Consider the following 19,989-nt stretch of genomic DNA (forward strand, 5'->3'; position numbering starts at 1 on the left):
TTCCAGATGATTTGAAGCGTATTTTTTCGACTCATCGCCCCCTGTTCACTGACGTTGATTTATTGCTCCTTGATCCACGTCTTGCTTTGGCCGCTGCGTTTGCAGCGGCCTTTTTTATGGGCGGAAGCTTTTCAGGCGGGGAATCATCGGGGGTGAAGGCAGTGCTCAGGGCAAGCCCGGCAGATGTCGCGAAGTCAGATGGAATACTTCTGCATGTTCTCCATCATTTCCTTCAGCGCCTCAATATTGTCCTTCGGATGCGCGGCCCCCTCAAAATCACAAATCTGCTGCCAATGCGCCGCCACATCTTCCGGAGAGAAACCAACCCGCGGATCAAACCCGGCGCCCAGGCTGCGCTCCCAGCGCACTTTGCCCATCCAGCCGCCACCCACTTCGAATAGCCCCGAAGTTTCCTGGCAATGTTCGCTGGCCAGGTACACCACCAGCGGGCTGACCAGCTCCGGTTTGAGTTGCTCGAACACGTGTGGCGGGATCAGGCCTTCGGTCATGCGGGTGCCGCCGGTCGGGGCGATGGCATTGACCAGGATGTTGTTCTTGCGGCCTTCGATGGCCAGTGTTCGGGTCAGGCCATAGAGGCCGAGTTTGGCCATGCCGTAGTTGGACTGACCGAAGTTGCCGTAGATACCCGAGGTCGAGGCAGTGAAGATCACGCGGCCATAGTTTTGCTCACGCATGTGCGGCCAGGCGGCGCGAGTGACCTTGTAGGCGCCTTCGACGTGGACGCGGTAAACCAGGTCCCAGTCGCTGTCGTCCATTTTGTGAAAGGTCTTGTCTCGCAGGATGCCGGCGTTGTTCACCACAACATCGACACGGCCGAATGTGTCGAGGGCGTGTTGCACGATTTTGTCACCGTCGGTGACGGAATCGTGGTTGGCCTCGGCGATACCGCCCGCTTCGCGAATTTCTGCGACCACACGATCTGCAGCCGATGCATTGGCGCCTTCGCCTTGAGCCGAGCCGCCAAGATCATTGATCAGCACTTTGGCACCCTGCTTTGCGAACAACAGCGCGTGCGCCCGCCCCAAACCACCGCCCGCACCGGTGACGATCACCACTTTATCTTCGAAGCGCACAGACTCATTCATGGGGAACTCCAGCAGGCCAGGGGACAATGAGTGCGAGTGTCAGCCACGAGGCTGCCGGTCACAATGAACACGGGGGCGGCTGAATGGTGCGCAATAAGGCAGCGGGATAGTCAGGAACACGCCACTTTACGCGGCGGTGAAACCAGCCGGTCGCGAAACTCCAGATAGTGCTTGAGCACCTGCGCCGGCGCTTCGATCTGCGGGTAATGGCCGATTTCAGGTAGCAGAATGGTGTCCGGGTCGGGAATCAGTTGCCGATAGCGCGCCACCATGTGCGCGCCAGAAACCGGATCGACCTCGCCATCGATGACCCGCAACGGCACCTCGCCACGCTGCATGGCGCTGACCCAACGCTCACGCTGGACACGGCGCTGCGGGATATAACTGATCAATTTGTGCATGATCCGTTGCCCGCGATTGCTATCGACCAGGCTCCAGAAATCATCCAGTTCACTTTCCGTGGGCCGGGTCTGCGGACCGAAGACCTGCTGGAAACTCTTCACCAACGCGTCTCGGGTAAAGGCTCGCCCGATCATCCAGCCCAAAGGGCTGAGCAGGAGTTTTTGCATCAACACCGGGTGATGGGTTTCGGGAAACAGCCCGCCATTGAGGAACACACAACTGGCGATATCAGCGCGCGTTTCATAGTGCCGGGCCAACAGCTCCTGGGCCACGCTGTCGCCATAATCGTGTGCCAAAATGTGAACGGGTTGGTCAACGTTCAGATGCGCCAGCAAGGCCTGTTGCAAATCGGCCTGTGCCAGCAGGCTATAGTCGTGGTTCACCGGTTTGGCCGAATCGCCGAAACCGAGCATGTCGCAGGCAATCACCCGATAGCGCTGCGCCAGCGGCTGCCACAGGTAATGCCAGTCCCAGCTGGCGGTCGGGAAGCCATGGATCAACAACAGCGGTTCACCTTGCCCAGCGGCCCAATAGCGCAGGGTCTGACCGCGGAATACGAACGTCTGGCCGCGCTTGCGCCAGACACACAGTGGAATCTCGGCGAGGGCCATTTAGAGTTTATAACCGGGGTCTTGTTTATCGAGTTTGCGCAGCAGCGCCGGCCAGGCCAGCGCGCCGCCCATCCCTTGAGCACTTTTGGTGACACCGGCGATCATCGCCTTGGCACCCGCCAGAATCTGCGGTTCGATGGCGATCAGCTCCGCACCACCGTTCTGCGCCAGCACCTGAATTTCGCAGGCGCGCTGAAAGGTAAACATCATCAGGAATGTGTCGGCGATGGTGCCGCCACAAGTCAGCAGACCGTGGTTGTGCAGCATCAGGAAATTGTTTTCGCCAAGATCGGCTTGCAGCCGCGCCTTCTCTTCATGGTTCAGCGCAACGCCTTCGTAGGCGTGACAGGCCAGGCTGGAAAGGACGAACAAGGACTGCTGACTGATCGGCAAGATGCCCTGCTTCTGCGCCGATACCGCCACCCCCGCCGCTGTGTGGGTGTGCAGTACACACACGACGTCATGACGGACTTCATGCACGGCGCTGTGGATGGTGTAACCCGCCGGGTTGATCTCGTAAGGGCTGTCCATCAGCTTGTTGCCGGCCTGATCGACCTTGACCAGGCTCGACGCGGTGATTTCATGGAACATCAGCCCGAACGGGTTGATCAGAAAGTCTTCAGTGCCCGGCACCTTGGCGGAAATATGCGTGAAAATCAGATCGTCCCAGCCGTGCAAGGCGACCAGACGATAACAGGCGGCCAGATCGACGCGGGTCTGCCATTCGGCGGCACTGACTTTGTCTTTGATGCTGTGTGGCGATTGGACGGGGGCTACGCTCACGGCAAGGATTCTCTTTTTTATTTTTCTGGGTTTTTATTGTTTTTTGCTGCGTTACAGCAGTCTAGTCAGCCCCCGGACTTCGTGTAGTTGCATTGGCAGCCAGCTTGATGGCCGAGCGAGTCAGTGCGCGGGTGAGTCTGGATCCATTGTCAGAGCACCCGCGAACGTGTGGGAGCGAGCCTGCTCGCGATGACGGCGGCAGCTTCAGCATCAATGTTGCCTGACCCGCCGCTATCGCGAGCAGGCTCGCACACGTCAGCCTCGCAGTGCGCTGACCAGCTCCGCCAGCCAAGGCTCGGCGTCGGTTTCCGGCGTCACGGTTTCGCTGGCGTCCAGGCGCAGCATCGGCAGGACTTCACCCACGCCCAGTTCACCGAACAATTCACGCATTTGTTCGCCGCCGCCGCAGAACGTATCGCCATAACTGGAATCGCCCAAACCGATCACCGCGCCCGGCAAACCACGCCAGGCCGCCGGCAACTGATCGCGAATGGCGAAATACAACGGCTGCAGATTGTCCGGCAACTCGCCCATGCCGGTGGTCGAGGTCACCGCCAAAAACGCTTCGGGGCCAAAAGCTTGAACATCGGCGAGGGTCGCACGCGGGTTGTGCAATGTTTCAAAACCGGCGGCGTTCAAAATGCTTGCAGCGTGACGGGCGACTTCTTCAGCCGTGCCGTACACCGAGCCGGAAAGGATGGCGACTTTCATCAATCTGATCCTGAATCTAAATAAAAGTAGGAGATATTAACAGCACCGCCCTCATTGATCTTTTAGAATGCAGCGTATCAATCAATACGCAAAGGACTCTGCGATGATCAACGCCTCATTGCTGCAAATGGTGATCGACGCCTCCAACGACGGTATCGTGATTGCCGAAAAGGAGGGCGAACAGGACAACATCCTGATTTACGTAAACCCGGCATTCGAGCGCCTGACGGGTTATACCAGCGAAGAAATCCTCTATCAGGATTGCCGTTTTTTGCAGGCAGGGGACCGGGATCAGCCAGCCCTCGCCTTGATTCGGCAGGCGTTGGACAGTGGCGGCTCTTGCCGGGAAATCCTCAGGAATTACCGCAAGGACGGTACCCCATTCTGGAACGAACTGTCGCTTTCCACGGTAAAAAACCCGGACGACGGGCAAACCTATTTCGTCGGGGTGCAGAAAGACGTCACGGTTCAGGTCAAGGCGCAGCAGCGAGTCGCGCAGCTGGAAGCGCAATTGGCCGAGGCACAGGCAGAAATTGCCGCACTCAAAACGACGAACGGCTCAAACCAATCTGCGAATTAGTGGTCATTTACTACAATCACCGATGACTTTGTAATTATTTCTTTCGAGCAAACCATGCAGCGCGACGCACTCCTGACGCAGGATGAGCTGGATTTTATCCAGAACATGCAACACAACCCGCAACTCAATGTGCGGGATGCGACGTCGAGTCTGCTCGTCAACGGTGGCTCGCAGATCCGTGACTTGCTCACACGCCTGGCTGCTCATGAGCAAGTCACCATCCAGGCCAATTTCGAAAATCAGCAAATGACCTTCCCGCTGCACTTGGTGGAAGATGAATTTCACGCCATGCATCTACGCCTCGGCGTCCCCAGCATCTATGAAGACGGGCCGATGATTCGGCCATGGCGCCTGGTGCTCGAAGAGCCCGTGGCACTGGAAAATGCCAAGGGCCAACCCGGCACGATGTGGGTGCATGAAATATCGTTCAAAGGGGTCTTGCTGGAGGTTCGCAACAAGACCAAGGCGCCGAAGCATTTCGCGTTGTGGTTCAGCCCGTCAGGTTATGAGCGGATTGCGTTGCGCGGCACCTTCGAGCGTGAAACCGAGCAGGGTTTCTACGCCTACGAATTGAGCCAGAGTGACAAGGACGAAACCGAACGTCTGCGTCAGTACATTCTTCAGCAACATCGCCTGACCCATCCTGCCCTGCATATCTGATCTTTCAGTCTATCTACGCTCAGGTATCCAGGTTTCCCGCCAGGAACTGCTTCAGACGCTGGCGCATCAACACTCCCTCGTTTCCCAGACAACCGATCGACGATCCAGCCAGGCTCTCCTGTGCCAGGTCCGATGCCTCTCCGGCCAGCAACACCTGACAATCCAGGCTCATGGCCAAGCGTTTCAAACGTCTAGGCAGTTCCCCCGCCGGCGCGTGGTGGGAAACCAGTATCAGTGCCTTGGGCCTGATCTTCTCGCAGACCAGAACCAACTCTTCGAAGGGCTGACCGATCGCCAACAACTGAATAGCCGAATCGACGCTGCTCAGATACAGCGCCGTGACCAACACGTCGAGTTCACGGCATTGATCGGCCAAGGCGCAGACAATGACTCGTCGCGGTTGCATGACTCGCACCAGCAACAGGCGTTGCAACACTCGAGATCGTAGAAAACCATCCAGAAAAAGCCACTCGCTAATCTGACCGAACGCTTCATGGCGTTGTAGCAATAGCTTCCAGACCGGAATCAGAATGTCCTGAAATACCACCGTCAGCGGGTAACTGGAAAAAATCTGACCGTAGACGTGCTCCAGTTGAACTTCGTCGAAAGCACTCACCGCAGCCTTGACCTGCTGCTGCCATTGGTCATAGTTGGCTTGAACGAGTTCGTTGGGAATGACCTGCGCCAGTACTTTGAGCGGTTCGGTCTTGGCCAGTATCTTGCCGACCTTGCTGACGGCAACACCGCGTTCGATCCAGCCGAGGATGCTACGAACCCGCTCGATATCGGTCACCGAATACAAACGGTGCCCGCTTTCGGTGCGTGTGGGTTGTATCAAACCGTACCGCCGCTCCCATGCACGTAGCGTGACAGGGTTGACCCCTGTCAGACGCGCGACTTCACGGATCGGAAACAGTTCTTCTCGAATCAGGGAGGTGCTGAAGGGCAAGCCAGGTGCAAGGTCGGTCAGCACAGGCATCAAGATCTACGTCCATGTAATATTTAGACACATTCTAACGCTCCTGCCCCAGTGGTGATCAACACATTGTTGAACTAATTGGAACAGACGTCCCAGACAGAATCAGGAATAATCCTTGCTTGTCCCAAGACGCAGCCCACCACCCCGGCGCTGTGTCTGGCGAAGCTCTTATCCGGAGCGACGCGTTTGCCCTACGGAGATACAAAATGTCTACCTCACCCGTCACCCTGATGGTTGCGCGCCGCGTCGCCAATGGGCGTTACCAGGACCTGATGGCCTGGTTGCGCGAAGGCGAACAACTGGCCACCGATTTCCCCGGTTACCTGGGCTCTGGCGTACTGGCTCCGCCGCCCAATGATGACGAGTTCCAGATTATCTTCCGCTTCGCCGACGAGCAGACCATGCACGCCTGGGAGCATTCCGCATCGCGCACTGCCTGGCTGGGGCGCGGCAGTGATCTGTTTGCCAATCCTTCGGAACATCGGGTCAGTGGCATCGATGGCTGGTTCGGTGCGGTCGGCCAACGCCCGCCACGCTGGAAACAAGCCGTGGCCATCTGGCTGGCGTTCTTTCCGGTGTCCCTGTTGTTCAACTTTGTATTGGGGCCGCTGCTGGCTGAAACGGGTTTGCTGACCCGCGTGTTTGTCAGCACCCTGTGCCTGACGCCATTGATGGTGTATTTCTTCATTCCGCTGTCGACGCGTCTGCTGGCCGGGTGGCTGCATACCCCATCTGCACGTCCGTTGCCCGCCGAACCCTCAACCCAGCACCGCTGATCCCCCTTGTGGGAGCTGGCTTGCTCGCGAAAGCGGTGTAACAGTCGACATGATTGCTGACTGTCAGTCCGCCTTCGCGAGCAAGCCCGCTCCCACAATAGGTGTACGCCTCCCGTCGCTGGTATAGTTTTGCTCTTACCGCGACGCGAGCCGTTCATGACCTCTACCGCAGCCCCAATCCTCATCACCGGTGCCGGCCAGCGTGTTGGCCTGCACTGTGCGCAGCGTTTGCTCGAAGACGGCCATCCGGTCATTTTCAGCTATCGCAGCGAACGCCCTGGTGTGCAAACCCTGCGTGATCTGGGGGCAACCTCGGTGTTTGCGGACTTTTCCAGCGAGGCCGGCATCCTTGCGTTCATCGGCGAACTGAAAAACCACACCGACAGTTTGCGGGCGGTTGTCCATAACGCTTCCGAATGGCTGGCCGAAACCCCGGGCACCGAAGCCGCGGCTTTCACCCGCATGTTCAGCGTGCATATGCTGGCGCCCTACCTGATCAACCTGCACTGTGCCGACCTGCTACGGCGTTCAAGTCCCGCCGACATCGTGCACATCAGCGATGATGTGACCCGCAAGGGCAGCAGCAAGCATATCGGCTACTGCGCCAGCAAAGCCGGGCTCGACAGCCTGACCCTGTCCTTTGCCGCGAAATACGCGCCCAGCATCAAGGTCAACGGTATCGCGCCAGCCCTGCTACTGTTCAATCCCGACGACGACGCGGCGTACCGCGCCAGGGTTCTGGCCAAATCGGCGCTGGGCATCGAGCCCGGCAGCGAAGTGATCTACCAGAGCCTGCGTTATTTGCTCGACAACCCTTATGTCACCGGCACGACCCTGACCGTCAACGGCGGACGGCACGTCAAATAAGCCGCTCCCGCGAGGATGTCCCATGACGTTATTCCCGCCACACAACTCCATGTCCCAGAGCTATCGCGAGATCCTGATCGGCCTCGGTGAAAACCCCGACCGCGAAGGGCTGCAAGACACCCCGGTGCGCGCCGCCAAGGCGATGCAATACCTGTGTCATGGTTACGAGCAAAGTGTCGACGAGATCGTCAACGGCGCGCTGTTTGCCTCAGATAACGATGAAATGATCATCGTCGACAACATCGAGCTGTACTCCCTCTGCGAACATCACATGCTGCCCTTCATCGGCAAGGCTCATGTGGCTTATATTCCAACGGGCAAGGTGCTGGGCCTGTCAAAGATTGCGCGGCTTGTGGATATGTTCGCCCGCCGACTGCAAATCCAGGAAAACCTCACCCGGCAAATCGCCGACGCCGTGCAGCAAGTAACCGACGCCGCCGGTGTCGCGGTGGTCATCGAAGCCCAGCACATGTGCATGATGATGCGCGGCGTCGAAAAACAGAATTCGACCATGAACACCTCGGTGATGCTCGGCGCCTTCCGCGAGTCGAGCAATACCCGCCAGGAGTTCCTGCAATTGATTGGACGGAGCAAGTAGCAATGCCACAACTTCAACCAGGAATGGCACGCATCCGGGTCAAGGACCTGTGTTTGCGAACTTTCATCGGGATCAACGAGGACGAAATCCTCAACAAGCAGGATGTGCTGATCAACCTGACCATCCTGTACGCCGCTCAGGATGCAGTGCGTGACAACGATATCGATCACGCATTGAATTACCGCACCATCACCAAAGCGATCATTGCCCACGTGGAGGGCAATCGCTTTGCCCTGCTCGAACGCCTGACTCAGGAATTGCTGGACCTGATCATGGTCAATGAGTCGGTGCTGTACGCCGAAGTCGAAGTCGACAAGCCCCATGCCTTGCGCTTCGCCGAGTCGGTGTCGATTACCTTGGCCGCGAGCCGCTGACCGCGTCTGGCGCATCGGTCGCCAGGCTTTTATCATCCGCGCCACGATTTGATTGCACAGAGCCCATCATGAACGATCAACAACGCCTGGAACTTGAAGCCGCCGCCTTTCGCCGGCTGGTTGCCCACCTGGACAGCCGCAAGGACGTGCAGAACATCGACCTGATGAACCTCTCGGGTTTCTGCCGCAACTGCCTGTCCAAGTGGTACAAGGCCGCTGCCGACGAACGCCAGATCGACGTCAGCCTCGACGAAGCCCGCGAAGTGGTTTACGGCATGCCGTACGCCGAGTGGAAAGCCCAATACCAGAAAGAAGCCAGCGCCGACCAGCAAGCGGCGTTCGCCAAAGGAAAACCCAATGAGTGATTTGAACACCCTGCGCGCCAGCCTCAAGAGCGGCGAACACGCTTTCGCCGATACCTTGGCATTCATCGCCGCCGGTTACGACTATCAGCCCCAGGCGTTCAATAACGGTGGTGTGGAAAACGCCGCCGGGCAAAACGAAGGTTCGTGCAAGACCCTGGGCCTGGCATTGCTGGAAGGCTTGAGTGATGAAGAAGCGCTGTTAGCGTTTGGCGAGCATTACCGTTCGGTGGTGGCCACGCCTGAAGGCAGCGACCACGGCAATATCCGCGCGTTGATCGCCCATGGCTTGGCCGGTGTGAAGTTCTCGCAGCAGCCACTGACTCGCCGCTGAACGCTTTTTGTAGGAGCGAGGCTTGCCCGCGAAGGCGATCCCAAGAACGCCATCGCCGGCAAGCCGTGCTCCTACAGGTATTAGCGGCACATCCCGACTTTTAATATTGACCCGGCGACTTTATTTCGTTTGCCGGGCACCGCTGCTCGCGGCTTAGATAAAAAGAAGCATCCCTTCTTCTGAGTCCGGTATCCATGAGCAGCGAAAACATCAGTCAGTCAATCAACATCGTTCATCCCGTCACGCTCAGCCACGGCAAAAACGCCGAGGTCTGGGGCACCGATGGCAAACGCTACATCGATTTCGTCGGTGGTATCGGCGTGCTGAACCTCGGCCATTGCCATCCACGCATCGTCGAGGCCATTCGCGAGCAAGCCACCCGGCTGACCCACTACGCGTTCAACGCCGCCCCGCATGCGCCTTACCTCGAACTGATGGATCGCCTGACGGCGTTTATCCCGGTGGATTACCCGGTCAGCGGCATGCTCACCAACAGCGGTGCAGAAGCGGCGGAAAACGCCCTGAAGATCGTCCGTGGCGCCACCGGCCGCACGGCAGTCATCGCCTTCGACGGCGCCTTCCACGGTCGCACACTCGCCACCCTCAACCTCAACGGCAAAGTCGCGCCCTACAAGCAGAAAGTCGGTGTGCTACCGGGGCCGGTGTTTCACCTGCCCTTCCCCAGCAAAGACAATGACGTGACCTGCGCCGAGGCCCTGAAGGCGATGGAGCGGCTGTTCAGCGTCGAAATCGACGTTGATGACGTGGCCTGTTTTATCGTCGAACCGGTACAGGGTGAAGCGGGTTTCCTGGCGATGGATGTGGAATTTGCCCAAGCGCTGCGACGTTTCTGTGATGACAAAGGCATCCTGCTGATCGCCGATGAAATCCAGTCCGGCTTCGGCCGTACCGGCCAGCGGTTTGCGTTCTCGCGATTGGGTATTGAACCGGACCTGATCCTGCTGGGCAAAAGCATTGCCGGCGGCGTGCCGCTGGGTGCGGTCGTCGGGCGCAAGTCGCTACTCGATAACTTGCCCAAGGGCGGATTGGGCGGCACCTATTCGGGTAATCCCATCGCCTGTGCCGCCGCGTTGGCGACCCTGGACGAAATGACTGACGCGCATCTGCACGCCTGGGGTGCGCAACAGGAAGAAGCGATTGTCAGCCGCTACGAATCCTGGCGAGCCCGCGAACTGTCACCGTATCTGGGCCGCTTGACCGGCGTCGGTGCCATGCGCGGCATCGAGCTGATCAATGCCGATGGCACACCGGCCTCGGCGCAGTTGACGCAGCTGCTGGCCCTTGCCCGAGACGCGGGCTTGCTGCTGATGCCCAGCGGCAAATCGCGGCACATCATTCGGCTGCTCGCGCCTTTAACTACAGAGGCGGCAGTGCTGGAGGAAGGGCTGGATATTCTTGAGGCGTGCCTCGCGAAATTGTCCTGATCCCAAAGTCCACGCAGTCCATGTGGGAGCGGGCTTGCTCGCGAATGCGGCATGTCAGTCGACATTCATATTGCCTGACACATCGCATTCGCGAGCAAGCCCGCTCCCACACCGGAAATGTGATCAGACATTAAATCGTGTACACAAAAAAACCGGCCGAAGCCGGTTTTTTGCTTTCTACAGAATCAGAATCAAGCGTTCTGCAGATCGTCGAGGTAGCGCTCGGCATCCAGTGCCGCCATGCAACCGGCGCCGGCCGAGGTGATGGCCTGACGGTAGACGTGGTCAGCCACGTCACCGGCAGCGAAGATGCCTTCGAGGTTGGTCGCAGTGGCGTTGCCGTCACGGCCGCCCTGCACAACCAGGTAGCCGTCTTTCAACGTCAGCTGACCTTCGAACAATGAAGTGTTCGGGGTGTGCCCGATGGCGATGAACACGCCGTCGACTTTCAGCTCGTCGAAGCTGCCGTCGTTGTTCTTCAGGCGAGCACCGGTCACGCCCATGTTGTCGCCCAGCACTTCGTCCAGGGTCGAGTTCAGCTTCAGGACAATCTTGCCTTCGGCAACCCGGGCATTGAGCTTGTCGATCAGGATCTTCTCGGCGCGGAACGTTTCGCGACGGTGGATCAAGGTGACGGTGCTGGCGATGTTGGCCAGGTACAGGGCCTCTTCCACAGCCGTATTACCGCCACCGACCACAGCCACGGGCTTGTTGCGATAGAAGAAACCGTCGCAGGTCGCACAGGCCGAAACGCCTTTGCCCATGAACGTTTCTTCCGACGGCAGGCCCAGGTAGCGGGCGCTGGCGCCGGTGGCGATGATCAGTGCGTCGCAGGTGTAAGTCGCGCTGTCGCCAATCAGGGTGTAGGGCTTGGCGGCGAAGTCCACGGCATTGATGTGATCGAACACGATCTCGGTTTCAAAGCGCTCGGCGTGCTCTTTCATCCGCTCCATCAGCGCCGGGCCGGTCAGGCCGTGGACGTCGCCCGGCCAGTTGTCGACTTCGGTGGTGGTGGTCAGTTGACCGCCAGCCTGCATGCCAGTGATCAGCAGTGGCTTGAGGTTGGCACGGGCTGCGTAGACCGCAGCGCTGTAACCGGCAGGGCCGGAACCGAGAATAATCACTCGCGAATGACGAACTTCAGACATGACCTGCTCCTGTTGACCGGGCCCGAAACACTGGGCGCGGAACGCCGGATTGCCGGCGGGAATAAAAAAGGACCGTTGAAAGCACTTGGGGAAGGCTTGGGCTCGACAGTCCTGTAAAAGAATGGGTGCAGCGTATCGAGGGGGCGAAGATTAAGGAAATACGGTTTAACAATCCAGCTCATAGGTGGTCTCTATCCCATCGAGGTGAATACATAGACGCCTTTGTTACAGTTAATGTCGATGCCACTACCGCGCTTTCGCCTGTCAGGCAAAGCCGGTAAGGTCGGCGCGTTTACCCTTTGCTCGGAGCACGTTATGCCCGCCCCCGTTCTGTCTGGCCCGCAATACCTGCGCGAGGGTCTCAAGCTGGTCCTGAGCCCAAGCCTGCGCTTGTTCGTGTTGTTGCCGCTGGCAATCAATCTGGTGCTGTTCGTCGGATTGATCTATCTGGCTGGCCATCAGTTCAGTATGTGGGTCGATACACTGATGCCGTCCCTGCCCGATTGGCTGAGCTTTCTGAGCTACATCCTCTGGCCGATTTTCGTCGTGTTGGTCGTGTTGATGGTGTTTTTCACCTTCACCATGCTCGCCAACATCATCGCCGCGCCGTTCAATGGCTTCCTCGCGGAGAAAGTCGAAGTGGTGGTGCGCGGCACCGACGACTTCCCGGCCTTCAGCTGGGGCGAACTGATCGCCATGATCCCGCGCACCCTGTCCCGGGAAATGCGCAAACTCGGCTACTTCCTGCCCAGGGCCATCGGGCTGTTCATCCTGTCGTTGATCCCGGTGGTCAACATCATCGCCGCGCCGCTGTGGCTGCTGTTCGGGGTGTGGATGATGGCGATCCAGTACATCGATTACCCGGCGGATAACCACAAACTGGGCTGGAACGAAATGCTCGCCTGGCTGCGGCAGAAACGCTGGCAGAGCCTTGGTTTCGGCGGGAGCGTGTATCTGGTATTGCTGATTCCGGTGGTCAACATTCTGATGATGCCGGCGGCCGTGGCCGGGGCAACGTTGTTCTGGGTGCGTGAGCGTGGCGCGGAAAATCTGGTGGCAGAACGCCGCTGATCGCGTCACAAATCCATCATCCCACCGTCACAATGACGACATGGCCTCAGTCGACACTGAGGTCATGACGACAACTCTGCATATCACCCTGATCACCGAAACCTTCCCTCCGGAAATCAACGGCGTTGCCAATACCCTTGGCCGCTTGTTCGACGGTTTGCGCGCACGCGGGCATCAGGTGGAGTTGGTGCGGCCACGGCAGGGTGGCGACCCACTTATCGGAAACAACGATGAGTTGCTGTTGTGTCGAGGCTGGCCGTTGCCGGGTTATCCCGGCCTGCAATGGGGTCAGTCGTCGATGCACAAGCTGCTGCGGCGCTGGAAACGGCATCGTCCGGATGTGTTGTACATCGCCACTGAAGGACCGCTGGGGTTATCCGCATTGCGCGCGGCACGGCGCTTGGGGATTTCGGTGGTCAGCGGCTTCCATACCAATTTTCAGCAGTACTCCAGCCAGTACGGCCTCGGGCTGCTGACGCGCTTGCTGACTCACTACCTGCGCTGGTTTCACAATCGCTCGACCCTGACCCTGGTGCCCAGCGCCAGCCAGCGACTGGAGCTGGAACGCCGCAGCTTCGAGCGCCTGGCGCTGCTCTCTCGAGGCGTCGACAGCCAGTTGTTCCATCCGGCCAAACGGCTGAAATCGTTGCGCGAGCAATGGGGACTGACCGAGGATGATATTGCCTTCATCCATGTAGGACGCCTGGCCCAGGAGAAAAATCTTGGCTTGCTCAAGCGGTGTTTCGACACGCTGAAAATGACTTATCCACAGCGAAAAATGAAATTGATTGTGGTTGGTGATGGGCCGCAACGATCGATGCTGGAGCAGGAATTGCCCGAAGCGATTTTCTGCGGCTCACAACGCGGCGAAGCCTTGGCCGGTCACTATGCGTCGGGGGATGTGTTTCTGTTTCCAAGCCTGACCGAAACCTTCGGCAATGTGGTGCTTGAGGCATTGGCTTCGGGGCTGGGGGTGGTGGCGTACGATCAGGCTGCGGCGGCCCAGCATATTCGCCATGGCTACAACGGCGTACTGGCCATGCCCGGGGATGAAGAGGCGTTTTGCGATGCAGCACGCTGGCTGCTGGAGGAGCGCGAAACCTTGCGCTGCGTGCGTCTTAATGCGCGCCAGCATGCGAGTCGTCAGGGTTGGGCGGCGATTATCGAGCAGTTTGAAGGACAGTTGCGGGGGGCTTGTGTTGGGGAGCAGGTGGTTCCTGATGCACAGACATTACCCTGAATCTTTGATGACATTGAGTCAGCCTTCGCGAGCAAGCCCGCTCCCACCTTTGATCGCATTCCCCTGAGAGAACTCGGTCGAATGTGGGAGCGGGCTTGCTCGCGAAGGCGTCAGTCCTGTCGCCGCTTAAACCAGCGTCATCAACGCCTCACGGCTGAACGGCAGGATGTCTTGCTCACGACCGTCACGCACTTTCTGCGCCCAGTCCGGATCCACCAGCAACGCACGACCCACTGCCACCAGATCGAACTCATCGTTATTCAGCCGCTCCAGCAGTTTTTCCAGGCTGGCCGGTTGGGCGATCTTGTCGGTGTTGACCATGAATTGCAGGAACTCGCCATCCAGGCCGACGCTGCCGACGGTGATGGTTGGCTTGCCGGTGAGTTTGCGGGTCCAGCCGGCCAGGTTCAGCTCGGAACCGTCGAACTCCGGCTCCCAGAAACGCCGCGTCGAGCAGTGGAAAATGTCCACGCCAGCGTCGGACAATGGCTGGAGGAATTCGCCCAGGGCTTGCGGGGTTTGCACCAAACGTGCGGTGTAGTCCTGCTGCTTCCACTGGGAGAAACGGAAGATGATCGGGAAACCTTCACCAACCGCTGCACGCACCGCCTGAATCAGTTCGATGGCGAAGCGCGAACGATTGGCCAGACTGCCACCGTATTCATCAGTGCGCTGATTGCTGCCTTCCCAGAAGAACTGGTCCACCAGATAACCGTGGGCACCGTGGATTTCCACGCCGTCCATGCCGATGCTCTGAGCATCCTTGGCGGCTTGGGCGAACGCGGCAATCACGTCCTGGATATCTTCCTTGGTCATGCCGTGAACCACGACCTGACCGTCCTTCAATTTTTCCGACGGACCGTAACCCGGTACGCTGGCATCCGGCTCGGTGCCGATGCGGCGCACGCTGCCCACATGCCACAGCTGCGGAACGATTTTCCCGCCCTCGGCATGCACCGCATCGACGACTTTCTTCCAGCCGGCCAATGCCGCTTCACCATAGAAGTGCGGCACGTTCGGATAGCCGTTGGAGGCCTTGTGACCGACGGTGGTGCCTTCGGTGATGATCAGCCCAACACCGGCAGCGGCGCGACGACGGTAGTACTCGATCACTTTGGAATTGGGCACGCCGCCCGGCGAAAACGAGCGGGTCATCGGCGCCATGACGACGCGGGTCGGCAACTCGAGAGCGCCTAGGTGAAAAGGCTTGAACAGGGCTTTAACGGGCATGGGACGCTCCACGGGACATAGACTTTATGACGGCGATAATATGGAGACTGCCAAGCCTTGAACAGCACTATTGATTTAAGTGATTAAGGATTAGAAACGAAAAGATCGCAGCCTTCGGCAACTCCTACAGGGGAATGCGTAACCCGTAGGAGCTGCCGAAGGCTGCGATCTTTTGATCTTGCTTTTTTAGCTCAGCGCTTTTTCGATCGCCTGGATGACAGCATGATCATCCGGCGCCGTACGCGGCGAGAATCGCGCCAGCACACGACCATCCTTGCCCAGCAGGAACTTCTCGAAGTTCCAGGTGATGTCGCCCGGAAATTCCGCGCCTTCGCCCGCCAGCAGACGATACAACTGATGACGCTCATGGCCGTTGACTTCCAGCTTGCTGGACAACGGAAAGGTCACGCCATAGTTGAGGCTGCAGAACGCCTGGATCTCCTGCTCGGTACCCGGCTCCTGCCCGGCAAACTGGTTGCACGGCAAGCCCAGCACACTGAAGCCCTTGTCCTTGTATTGCTGGTAGAGGTTTTCCAGCGCCGCGTACTGTGGGGTCAAACCACATTTGGAGGCAACGTTGACCACCAGCACGACACGCCCCTTGAAGGGCGCCAAAGGTAGCTCCTGACCATCCAGGGCTGTCAGTTTAAGGTCGTGAAAAGCACTCATGACGAACTCCAAATTCCAGTGTTTTTCTCAAAACAGCCACTTGGCGGTGCCATCAAGGACAGCCGCGGACTAAAAAGGCGCCCTCGGGCGCCTCTCCAGCTCTCGAAAGCTTAGCGCAGAAAATCAGTGGTGATGGCCACCTTCGCCATGGACGTGACCATGAGCGATTTCTTCCTGGCTGGCGTCACGGATGTCGATGATCTTGACCTGGAAATTCAGGCGCTGACCGGCCAACGGGTGGTTACCGTCGACAGTGACATCGTCGCCGTCCAGATCGCGAATGGTGACGATCTGCATCTGGCCGTCCGGAGCGGATGCGTGGAACTGCATGCCCACTTCCAGCTCGTCAACGCCTTCGAACATGCTGCGGCTCAAAGTGCTGACCAGTTCGGCAGCGTATTCGCCGTAGGCATCTTCAGGTTCTACGGCGACAGTCAGTTCGTCACCGACTGCTTTGCCTTCCAGTGCCTTTTCCAGGCCCGGGATGATATTACCTGCGCCTTGCAGGTAGACCAGCGGCGCGCCGCCGGCGGAGCTGTCGATGACCTCACCAGCGTCGTTGGTCAGGGTATAGTCGATGGAGACAGCCTTATTGGCGGCGATCAGCATGGGGCGAGACCTTTTGCATAAGAATATAGAAAGACCAAGTTTAGCGAAGCAATCGTCTGAAAGCGAACACAACCCGGACAGACGGGGTGCGGCAAAGGGCTCGACGGTCACAGGCTTCCATCAGGATGAAGACGGACACTGGGTAGCCGAGCTTTCCTGCGGCCATACCCAACACCTGCGGCACCAGCCGCCGTGGCAATCCCGGGCCTGGGTGCTGGACCTTTCGCTGCGTAATGAAAAAATAGGCCAACCCTTTGATTGCGGATGGTGCGCACAAGGCTCGGTTAGCGATAACCTTGACGACTGAATTTCGGTAGAACGCCAGCCATAGGCGCTCACCATTGCCATGCACCCTTAGAGAATCCGCATGCAAACTTTTTTTATCGCGCCCACCGATTTTGGTGTGGGTCTGACCTCCATCAGCCTCGGGCTGGTGCGTACGCTTGAGCGGGCCGGTCTCAAAGTCGGCTTTTTCAAACCGATTGCCCAGCCGCACCCGGGTGACACGGGTCCTGAACGCTCCACCGAACTGGTGGCCCGCACCCACGGTTTGAAACCGCCTCAGCCACTGGGCCTGGCCCACGTTGAGCGGATGCTCGGCGACGGTCAGCTGGACGAACTGCTCGAAGAAATCATCACCCTTTATCAGCAAGCCGCTGTCGGCAAGGACGTGCTGATCGTCGAAGGCATGGTCCCGACCCGCAGCGCCAGTTACGCCGCGCGGGTCAACCTGCATCTGGCCAAGAGCCTGGACGCCGATGTGATTCTGGTCTCGGCACCGGAAAACGAAGTGCTGACCGAATTGTCCGGCCGGGTGGAATTGCAGGCGCAATTGTTCGGCGGGCCGAAAGACCCGAAAGTCCTGGGCGTGATCCTCAACAAGGTCAAGACCGACGAAAGCATGGAGGCCTTCGCCTCGCGCCTGAAGGAGCACTCGCCGTTGCTGCGCAGTGGCGACTTCCGCCTGCTCGGCTGCATCCCGTATCAACCGGAACTGAATGCACCGCGCACCCGTGACGTGGCCGACCTGATGGGCGCTCAGGTGCTCAACGCCGGCGACTATGAAACCCGGCGCATGACCAACATCATCATCTGCGCCCGCACCGTGCGCAACACTGTGGAGCTGCTCAAACCCGGTGTGCTGGTGGTAACCCCCGGCGATCGCGACGACATCATCCTCGCCGTCAGCCTCGCGGCGATGAACGGCGTGCCTCTGGCCGGCCTGTTGCTGACCAGCGACACCCTTCCCGACCCGCGCATCATGGATCTGTGCCGTGGCGCCTTGCAGGCCGGCTTGCCGGTGTTGTCGGTCAGCACCGGTTCCTACGACACCGCCAACCAGTTAAACAGCTTGAACAAGGAAATCCCGATCGACGACCGCGAACGTGCGGAAATCATCACCGATTTCGTCGCCAGCCACCTTGACGCCAACTGGCTGCACCAGCGCTGCGGCACGCCACGGGAAATGCGCCTGTCGCCAGCGGTGTTCCGCTACCAGCTGATCCAGCGCGCCCAGGCCGCCAACAAGCGCATCGTGTTGCCCGAAGGCAGCGAGCCGTTGACCGTGCAGGCCGCCGCGATCTGTCAGGCCCGCGGCATTGCCCGTTGCGTGTTGCTGGCCAAACCGGCGGACGTCGAAGCGGTCGCCCGCGCCCAAGGCATCGAGTTGCCGCCGGGGCTGGAAATCCTCGATCCGGACCTGATTCGCGAACGCTACGTCGAGCCAATGGTTGCACTGCGCAAAACTAAAAGCCTCAACGCGCCCATGGCCGAGCAACAACTGGAAGACACCGTGGTGATCGGCACCATGATGCTGGCGCTGGATGAAGTCGACGGGCTGGTGTCCGGGGTCATTCACTCCACCGCCAACACCATCCGCCCGGCCCTGCAACTGATCAAGACCGCACCGGGCTGCACGCTGGTGTCTTCGGTGTTCTTCATGCTCTTCCCCGAGGAAGTGCTGGTTTACGGCGACTGCGTGATGAACCCGCACCCGAGCGCCAGCGAACTGGCCGAGATCGCGCTGCAAAGCGCCGACTCGGCAGCCGCCTTCGGCATCACCCCGCGCGTGGCGATGATCAGCTACTCCAGCGGTGAATCGGCCAGCGGTGAAGAAGTCGAGAAGGTTCGCGAAGCGACGTTGCTCGCCCATGAACAACAGAACTCGCTACTGATCGACGGCCCATTGCAATACGACGCCGCCGCCAACGAAACCGTTGCCCGGCAACTGGCGCCGAACAGCCAGGTCGCCGGGCGTGCCACGGTGTTCGTGTTCCCCGACTTGAACACCGGCAACACCACCCACAAAGCCGTGCAGCGCAGCGCCGACTGCGTCAGCCTCGGGCCGATGCTGCAAGGCCTACGCAAACCGGTGAACGACCTGCCGCGCGGCGCGCAGGTCGACGACATCGTCTACACCATCGCGTTGACCGCGATCCAAGCTGCCAACCGACCTTTGGATGTTTAAATGCTGGATTTTCTACCTGCACCCGTGCGCGGCGTGATCGCCTCGCTGCTGTTGGCGCTGAACACGATTGTCTGCTGCACGCCGCTGTTCATCGTGGCGATTTTCAAACTGCTATTGCCCTTCCCCGCCGCCCAACGTTTTACCGATTGGCTGATGAGCCATATCCACGAAGCCTGGATCAGCAACAACAAGGCCTGGATGGATCTGCTCGGGCACACGCGCTGGCAGCTCAGCGGGCTGGAAGGTCTGGACTATCAGCACTCGTACCTGATCACCAGCAACCACCAGAGCTGGGTCGACATCATGGTGTTGCAATACGTGCTGAACCGGAGAATTCGCCCGCTGAAGTTCTTCCTCAAACAGCAACTGATCTGGGTACCGGTTATTGGTCTGGCGTGGTGGGCGCTCGGTTTTCCGTTCATGAAGCGTTACTCCAAGGCCTATCTGGAGAAGCACCCGGAGAAAAAAGGCAAAGACCTGGAAACCACCCGCAAGACCTGCGACAAGTTCCGCAATAACCCGGTGGGGATTTTCAACTTCGTCGAAGGCACGCGCTTCACCGAGGGCAAGCACGTACAGCAGAGTTCACCGTTCCGCTACCTGCTCAAGCCGAAAGCAGGTGGTATTGCCTTCGTACTGGATGCCATGGGCGACCAGCTGGAAGCCATCGTCAACGTGACCATTCACTATCCGGCCGGGCGGCCGGGTTATTGGGATTTGCTCTGTGGGAACGTGAAGGATGTGGTGGTGCATTTTCAGGAGCTGAAGATTCCACCGCAGTTCGTCGGCAAGAACTACGACCAGGACGGTGTGTATCGGCTTGAGTTTCAGGGTTGGATCAATCAGTTGTGGAATGACAAGGATGCGCTGCTGGGGCAGATGCACCGTGAGTATCCCGCCAAGTAACAAGGAGTCTGTACCGGCCCCATCGCGAGCAGGCTCGCTCCCACAGTTGATCTTCAGTGGA

The 19,989-nt window shown here is 59.0% G+C and carries 23 protein-coding genes; 14 read left to right on the plus strand and 9 right to left on the minus strand.

The features are described from left to right. Positions 1-194: 194 nt before the first annotated feature. The 4 genes from IB250_RS25325 to IB250_RS25340 form a co-directional block, all read right to left on the minus strand. Positions 195-1,106, minus strand: coding sequence for an SDR family oxidoreductase (locus IB250_RS25325; RefSeq protein WP_192346177.1), 912 nt, complete (start codon positions 1,104-1,106; stop codon positions 195-197). A gap of 110 nt (positions 1,107-1,216) precedes the next feature. Beyond that, positions 1,217-2,119 (minus strand): alpha/beta fold hydrolase, encoded by a 903-nt coding sequence (locus tag IB250_RS25330; RefSeq protein WP_192346179.1) that lies wholly within the window; start codon positions 2,117-2,119, stop codon positions 1,217-1,219. Beyond that, positions 2,120-2,902 (minus strand): class II aldolase/adducin family protein, encoded by a 783-nt coding sequence (locus tag IB250_RS25335; RefSeq protein ID WP_192346180.1) that lies wholly within the window; start codon positions 2,900-2,902, stop codon positions 2,120-2,122. A 255-nt stretch (positions 2,903-3,157) separates the two neighbouring features. Beyond that, positions 3,158-3,613 carry a flavodoxin gene (locus IB250_RS25340; RefSeq protein WP_192346182.1) on the minus strand — a complete coding sequence of 152 codons (456 nt, stop codon included), beginning with the start codon at positions 3,611-3,613 and terminating at the stop codon, positions 3,158-3,160. A 103-nt stretch (positions 3,614-3,716) separates the two neighbouring features. On the opposite strand from IB250_RS25340, the gene IB250_RS25345 reads away from it, so the two are divergent. Further along, positions 3,717-4,193, plus strand: a complete 477-nt coding sequence (locus tag IB250_RS25345) for a PAS domain-containing protein (protein WP_192346184.1) — start codon at positions 3,717-3,719, stop codon at positions 4,191-4,193. 54 nt (positions 4,194-4,247) lie between these two features. After that, a complete protein-coding gene (locus IB250_RS25350; protein WP_007901651.1) occupies positions 4,248-4,853 on the plus strand; it encodes a hypothetical protein in 606 nt (201 codons plus the stop codon). Positions 4,854-4,872: 19 nt separating this feature from the next. Here the strand turns inward: IB250_RS25350 and IB250_RS25355 are convergent, their stop codons facing one another. After that, the gene (locus IB250_RS25355; protein ID WP_192346186.1) at positions 4,873-5,832 is read right to left on the minus strand and encodes a MerR family transcriptional regulator; all 960 of its coding nucleotides are present in this window, start codon (positions 5,830-5,832) and stop codon (positions 4,873-4,875) included. Between the two features lie 206 nt (positions 5,833-6,038). On the opposite strand from IB250_RS25355, the gene IB250_RS25360 reads away from it, so the two are divergent. The 7 genes from IB250_RS25360 to IB250_RS25390 all read left to right on the plus strand — a co-directional run bounded on the left by IB250_RS25360 (position 6,039) and on the right by IB250_RS25390 (position 10,588). Beyond that, entirely contained in the window at positions 6,039-6,608 is a 570-nt protein-coding gene (locus IB250_RS25360; protein ID WP_192346188.1) for an antibiotic biosynthesis monooxygenase, read from the plus strand. A 156-nt stretch (positions 6,609-6,764) separates the two neighbouring features. Continuing rightward, the gene (gene folM / locus IB250_RS25365) at positions 6,765-7,475 is read left to right on the plus strand and encodes a dihydromonapterin reductase (protein WP_192346190.1); all 711 of its coding nucleotides are present in this window, start codon (positions 6,765-6,767) and stop codon (positions 7,473-7,475) included. A gap of 22 nt (positions 7,476-7,497) precedes the next feature. Further along, positions 7,498-8,073, plus strand: coding sequence for a GTP cyclohydrolase I FolE (folE, locus tag IB250_RS25370; protein ID WP_192346192.1), 576 nt, complete (start codon positions 7,498-7,500; stop codon positions 8,071-8,073). 2 nt (positions 8,074-8,075) lie between these two features. Continuing rightward, the gene (gene folX, locus IB250_RS25375; protein ID WP_007901645.1) at positions 8,076-8,447 is read left to right on the plus strand and encodes a dihydroneopterin triphosphate 2'-epimerase; all 372 of its coding nucleotides are present in this window, start codon (positions 8,076-8,078) and stop codon (positions 8,445-8,447) included. A 68-nt stretch (positions 8,448-8,515) separates the two neighbouring features. Continuing rightward, a complete protein-coding gene (locus tag IB250_RS25380) occupies positions 8,516-8,812 on the plus strand; it encodes a DUF1244 domain-containing protein (protein ID WP_018927179.1) in 297 nt (98 codons plus the stop codon). Further along, positions 8,805-9,143 carry a HopJ type III effector protein gene (locus IB250_RS25385; RefSeq protein WP_192346194.1) on the plus strand — a complete coding sequence of 113 codons (339 nt, stop codon included), beginning with the start codon at positions 8,805-8,807 and terminating at the stop codon, positions 9,141-9,143. The genes IB250_RS25380 and IB250_RS25385 overlap by 8 nt, the downstream gene beginning before the upstream one ends. A gap of 194 nt (positions 9,144-9,337) precedes the next feature. Continuing rightward, complete coding sequence (locus IB250_RS25390; protein ID WP_192346196.1) at positions 9,338-10,588, plus strand: aspartate aminotransferase family protein; 1,251 nt, start codon at positions 9,338-9,340, stop codon at positions 10,586-10,588. Positions 10,589-10,779: 191 nt separating this feature from the next. On the opposite strand, the gene trxB is transcribed toward IB250_RS25390, so the two are convergent. Next, on the minus strand, positions 10,780-11,736 hold the full coding sequence (gene trxB / locus IB250_RS25395) for a thioredoxin-disulfide reductase (protein ID WP_008070552.1): 957 nt from the start codon (positions 11,734-11,736) through the stop codon (positions 10,780-10,782). Positions 11,737-12,051: 315 nt separating this feature from the next. Here trxB and cysZ point away from each other — a divergent pair, with 315 nt between their 5' ends. Continuing rightward, complete coding sequence (cysZ, locus tag IB250_RS25400; RefSeq protein ID WP_008070554.1) at positions 12,052-12,807, plus strand: sulfate transporter CysZ; 756 nt, start codon at positions 12,052-12,054, stop codon at positions 12,805-12,807. Positions 12,808-12,847: 40 nt separating this feature from the next. Next, on the plus strand, positions 12,848-14,047 hold the full coding sequence (locus IB250_RS25405) for a glycosyltransferase family 4 protein (RefSeq protein WP_192346198.1): 1,200 nt from the start codon (positions 12,848-12,850) through the stop codon (positions 14,045-14,047). 126 nt (positions 14,048-14,173) lie between these two features. Here the strand turns inward: IB250_RS25405 and IB250_RS25410 are convergent, their stop codons facing one another. From IB250_RS25410 to IB250_RS25420, 3 genes are all read right to left on the minus strand, one after another. Further along, positions 14,174-15,277 carry an NADH:flavin oxidoreductase gene (locus IB250_RS25410; RefSeq protein ID WP_192346200.1) on the minus strand — a complete coding sequence of 368 codons (1,104 nt, stop codon included), beginning with the start codon at positions 15,275-15,277 and terminating at the stop codon, positions 14,174-14,176. 186 nt (positions 15,278-15,463) lie between these two features. After that, positions 15,464-15,946, minus strand: a complete 483-nt coding sequence (locus IB250_RS25415; RefSeq protein ID WP_052965554.1) for a glutathione peroxidase — start codon at positions 15,944-15,946, stop codon at positions 15,464-15,466. A 123-nt stretch (positions 15,947-16,069) separates the two neighbouring features. Beyond that, positions 16,070-16,555 carry an FKBP-type peptidyl-prolyl cis-trans isomerase gene (locus tag IB250_RS25420; protein WP_007901600.1) on the minus strand — a complete coding sequence of 162 codons (486 nt, stop codon included), beginning with the start codon at positions 16,553-16,555 and terminating at the stop codon, positions 16,070-16,072. Here IB250_RS25420 and IB250_RS25425 point away from each other — a divergent pair. The 3 genes from IB250_RS25425 to IB250_RS25435 are packed head-to-tail and all read left to right on the plus strand — an operon-like array spanning position 16,524 to position 19,928. Then, entirely contained in the window at positions 16,524-16,862 is a 339-nt protein-coding gene (locus IB250_RS25425; protein WP_192346202.1) for a DUF3565 domain-containing protein, read from the plus strand. The genes IB250_RS25420 and IB250_RS25425 overlap by 32 nt on opposite strands. A gap of 60 nt (positions 16,863-16,922) precedes the next feature. Continuing rightward, on the plus strand, positions 16,923-19,022 hold the full coding sequence (gene pta / locus IB250_RS25430; RefSeq protein ID WP_123499023.1) for a phosphate acetyltransferase: 2,100 nt from the start codon (positions 16,923-16,925) through the stop codon (positions 19,020-19,022). Beyond that, positions 19,023-19,928: an acyltransferase gene (locus IB250_RS25435; protein ID WP_192346204.1), complete on the plus strand. Its 906-nt coding sequence runs from the start codon at positions 19,023-19,025 to the stop codon at positions 19,926-19,928. It begins immediately after the preceding gene. Positions 19,929-19,989: the final 61 nt, after the last annotated feature.

This window comes from Pseudomonas sp. PDM09, assembly GCF_014852305.1.
Taxonomy (GTDB): Bacteria; Pseudomonadota; Gammaproteobacteria; order Pseudomonadales; family Pseudomonadaceae; genus Aquipseudomonas.

Excerpts from the sequence above, each read along its gene's own strand:
- IB250_RS25360 (WP_192346188.1), top strand. The coding sequence starts at position 6,039 with ATGTCTACCTCACCCGTCACCCTGATGGTTGCGCGCCGCGTCGCCAAT.
- trxB (WP_008070552.1), bottom strand. The coding sequence starts at position 11,736 with ATGTCTGAAGTTCGTCATTCGCGAGTGATTATTCTCGGTTCCGGCCCT.
- IB250_RS25415 (WP_052965554.1), bottom strand. The coding sequence starts at position 15,946 with ATGAGTGCTTTTCACGACCTTAAACTGACAGCCCTGGATGGTCAGGAG.
- IB250_RS25345 (WP_192346184.1), top strand. The coding sequence starts at position 3,717 with ATGATCAACGCCTCATTGCTGCAAATGGTGATCGACGCCTCCAACGAC.
- IB250_RS25380 (WP_018927179.1), top strand. The coding sequence starts at position 8,516 with ATGAACGATCAACAACGCCTGGAACTTGAAGCCGCCGCCTTTCGCCGG.
- IB250_RS25405 (WP_192346198.1), top strand. The coding sequence starts at position 12,848 with ATGGCCTCAGTCGACACTGAGGTCATGACGACAACTCTGCATATCACC.
- IB250_RS25420 (WP_007901600.1), bottom strand. The coding sequence starts at position 16,555 with ATGCTGATCGCCGCCAATAAGGCTGTCTCCATCGACTATACCCTGACC.
- folM (WP_192346190.1), top strand. The coding sequence starts at position 6,765 with ATGACCTCTACCGCAGCCCCAATCCTCATCACCGGTGCCGGCCAGCGT.
- cysZ (WP_008070554.1), top strand. The coding sequence starts at position 12,052 with ATGCCCGCCCCCGTTCTGTCTGGCCCGCAATACCTGCGCGAGGGTCTC.
- folE (WP_192346192.1), top strand. The coding sequence starts at position 7,498 with ATGACGTTATTCCCGCCACACAACTCCATGTCCCAGAGCTATCGCGAG.
- pta (WP_123499023.1), top strand. The coding sequence starts at position 16,923 with ATGCAAACTTTTTTTATCGCGCCCACCGATTTTGGTGTGGGTCTGACC.
- IB250_RS25410 (WP_192346200.1), bottom strand. The coding sequence starts at position 15,277 with ATGCCCGTTAAAGCCCTGTTCAAGCCTTTTCACCTAGGCGCTCTCGAG.
- IB250_RS25350 (WP_007901651.1), top strand. The coding sequence starts at position 4,248 with ATGCAGCGCGACGCACTCCTGACGCAGGATGAGCTGGATTTTATCCAG.
- IB250_RS25340 (WP_192346182.1), bottom strand. The coding sequence starts at position 3,613 with ATGAAAGTCGCCATCCTTTCCGGCTCGGTGTACGGCACGGCTGAAGAA.
- IB250_RS25390 (WP_192346196.1), top strand. The coding sequence starts at position 9,338 with ATGAGCAGCGAAAACATCAGTCAGTCAATCAACATCGTTCATCCCGTC.
- IB250_RS25425 (WP_192346202.1), top strand. The coding sequence starts at position 16,524 with ATGGAGACAGCCTTATTGGCGGCGATCAGCATGGGGCGAGACCTTTTG.
- IB250_RS25325 (WP_192346177.1), bottom strand. The coding sequence starts at position 1,106 with ATGAATGAGTCTGTGCGCTTCGAAGATAAAGTGGTGATCGTCACCGGT.
- folX (WP_007901645.1), top strand. The coding sequence starts at position 8,076 with ATGCCACAACTTCAACCAGGAATGGCACGCATCCGGGTCAAGGACCTG.
- IB250_RS25435 (WP_192346204.1), top strand. The coding sequence starts at position 19,023 with ATGCTGGATTTTCTACCTGCACCCGTGCGCGGCGTGATCGCCTCGCTG.
- IB250_RS25355 (WP_192346186.1), bottom strand. The coding sequence starts at position 5,832 with ATGCCTGTGCTGACCGACCTTGCACCTGGCTTGCCCTTCAGCACCTCC.
- IB250_RS25330 (WP_192346179.1), bottom strand. The coding sequence starts at position 2,119 with ATGGCCCTCGCCGAGATTCCACTGTGTGTCTGGCGCAAGCGCGGCCAG.
- IB250_RS25385 (WP_192346194.1), top strand. The coding sequence starts at position 8,805 with ATGAGTGATTTGAACACCCTGCGCGCCAGCCTCAAGAGCGGCGAACAC.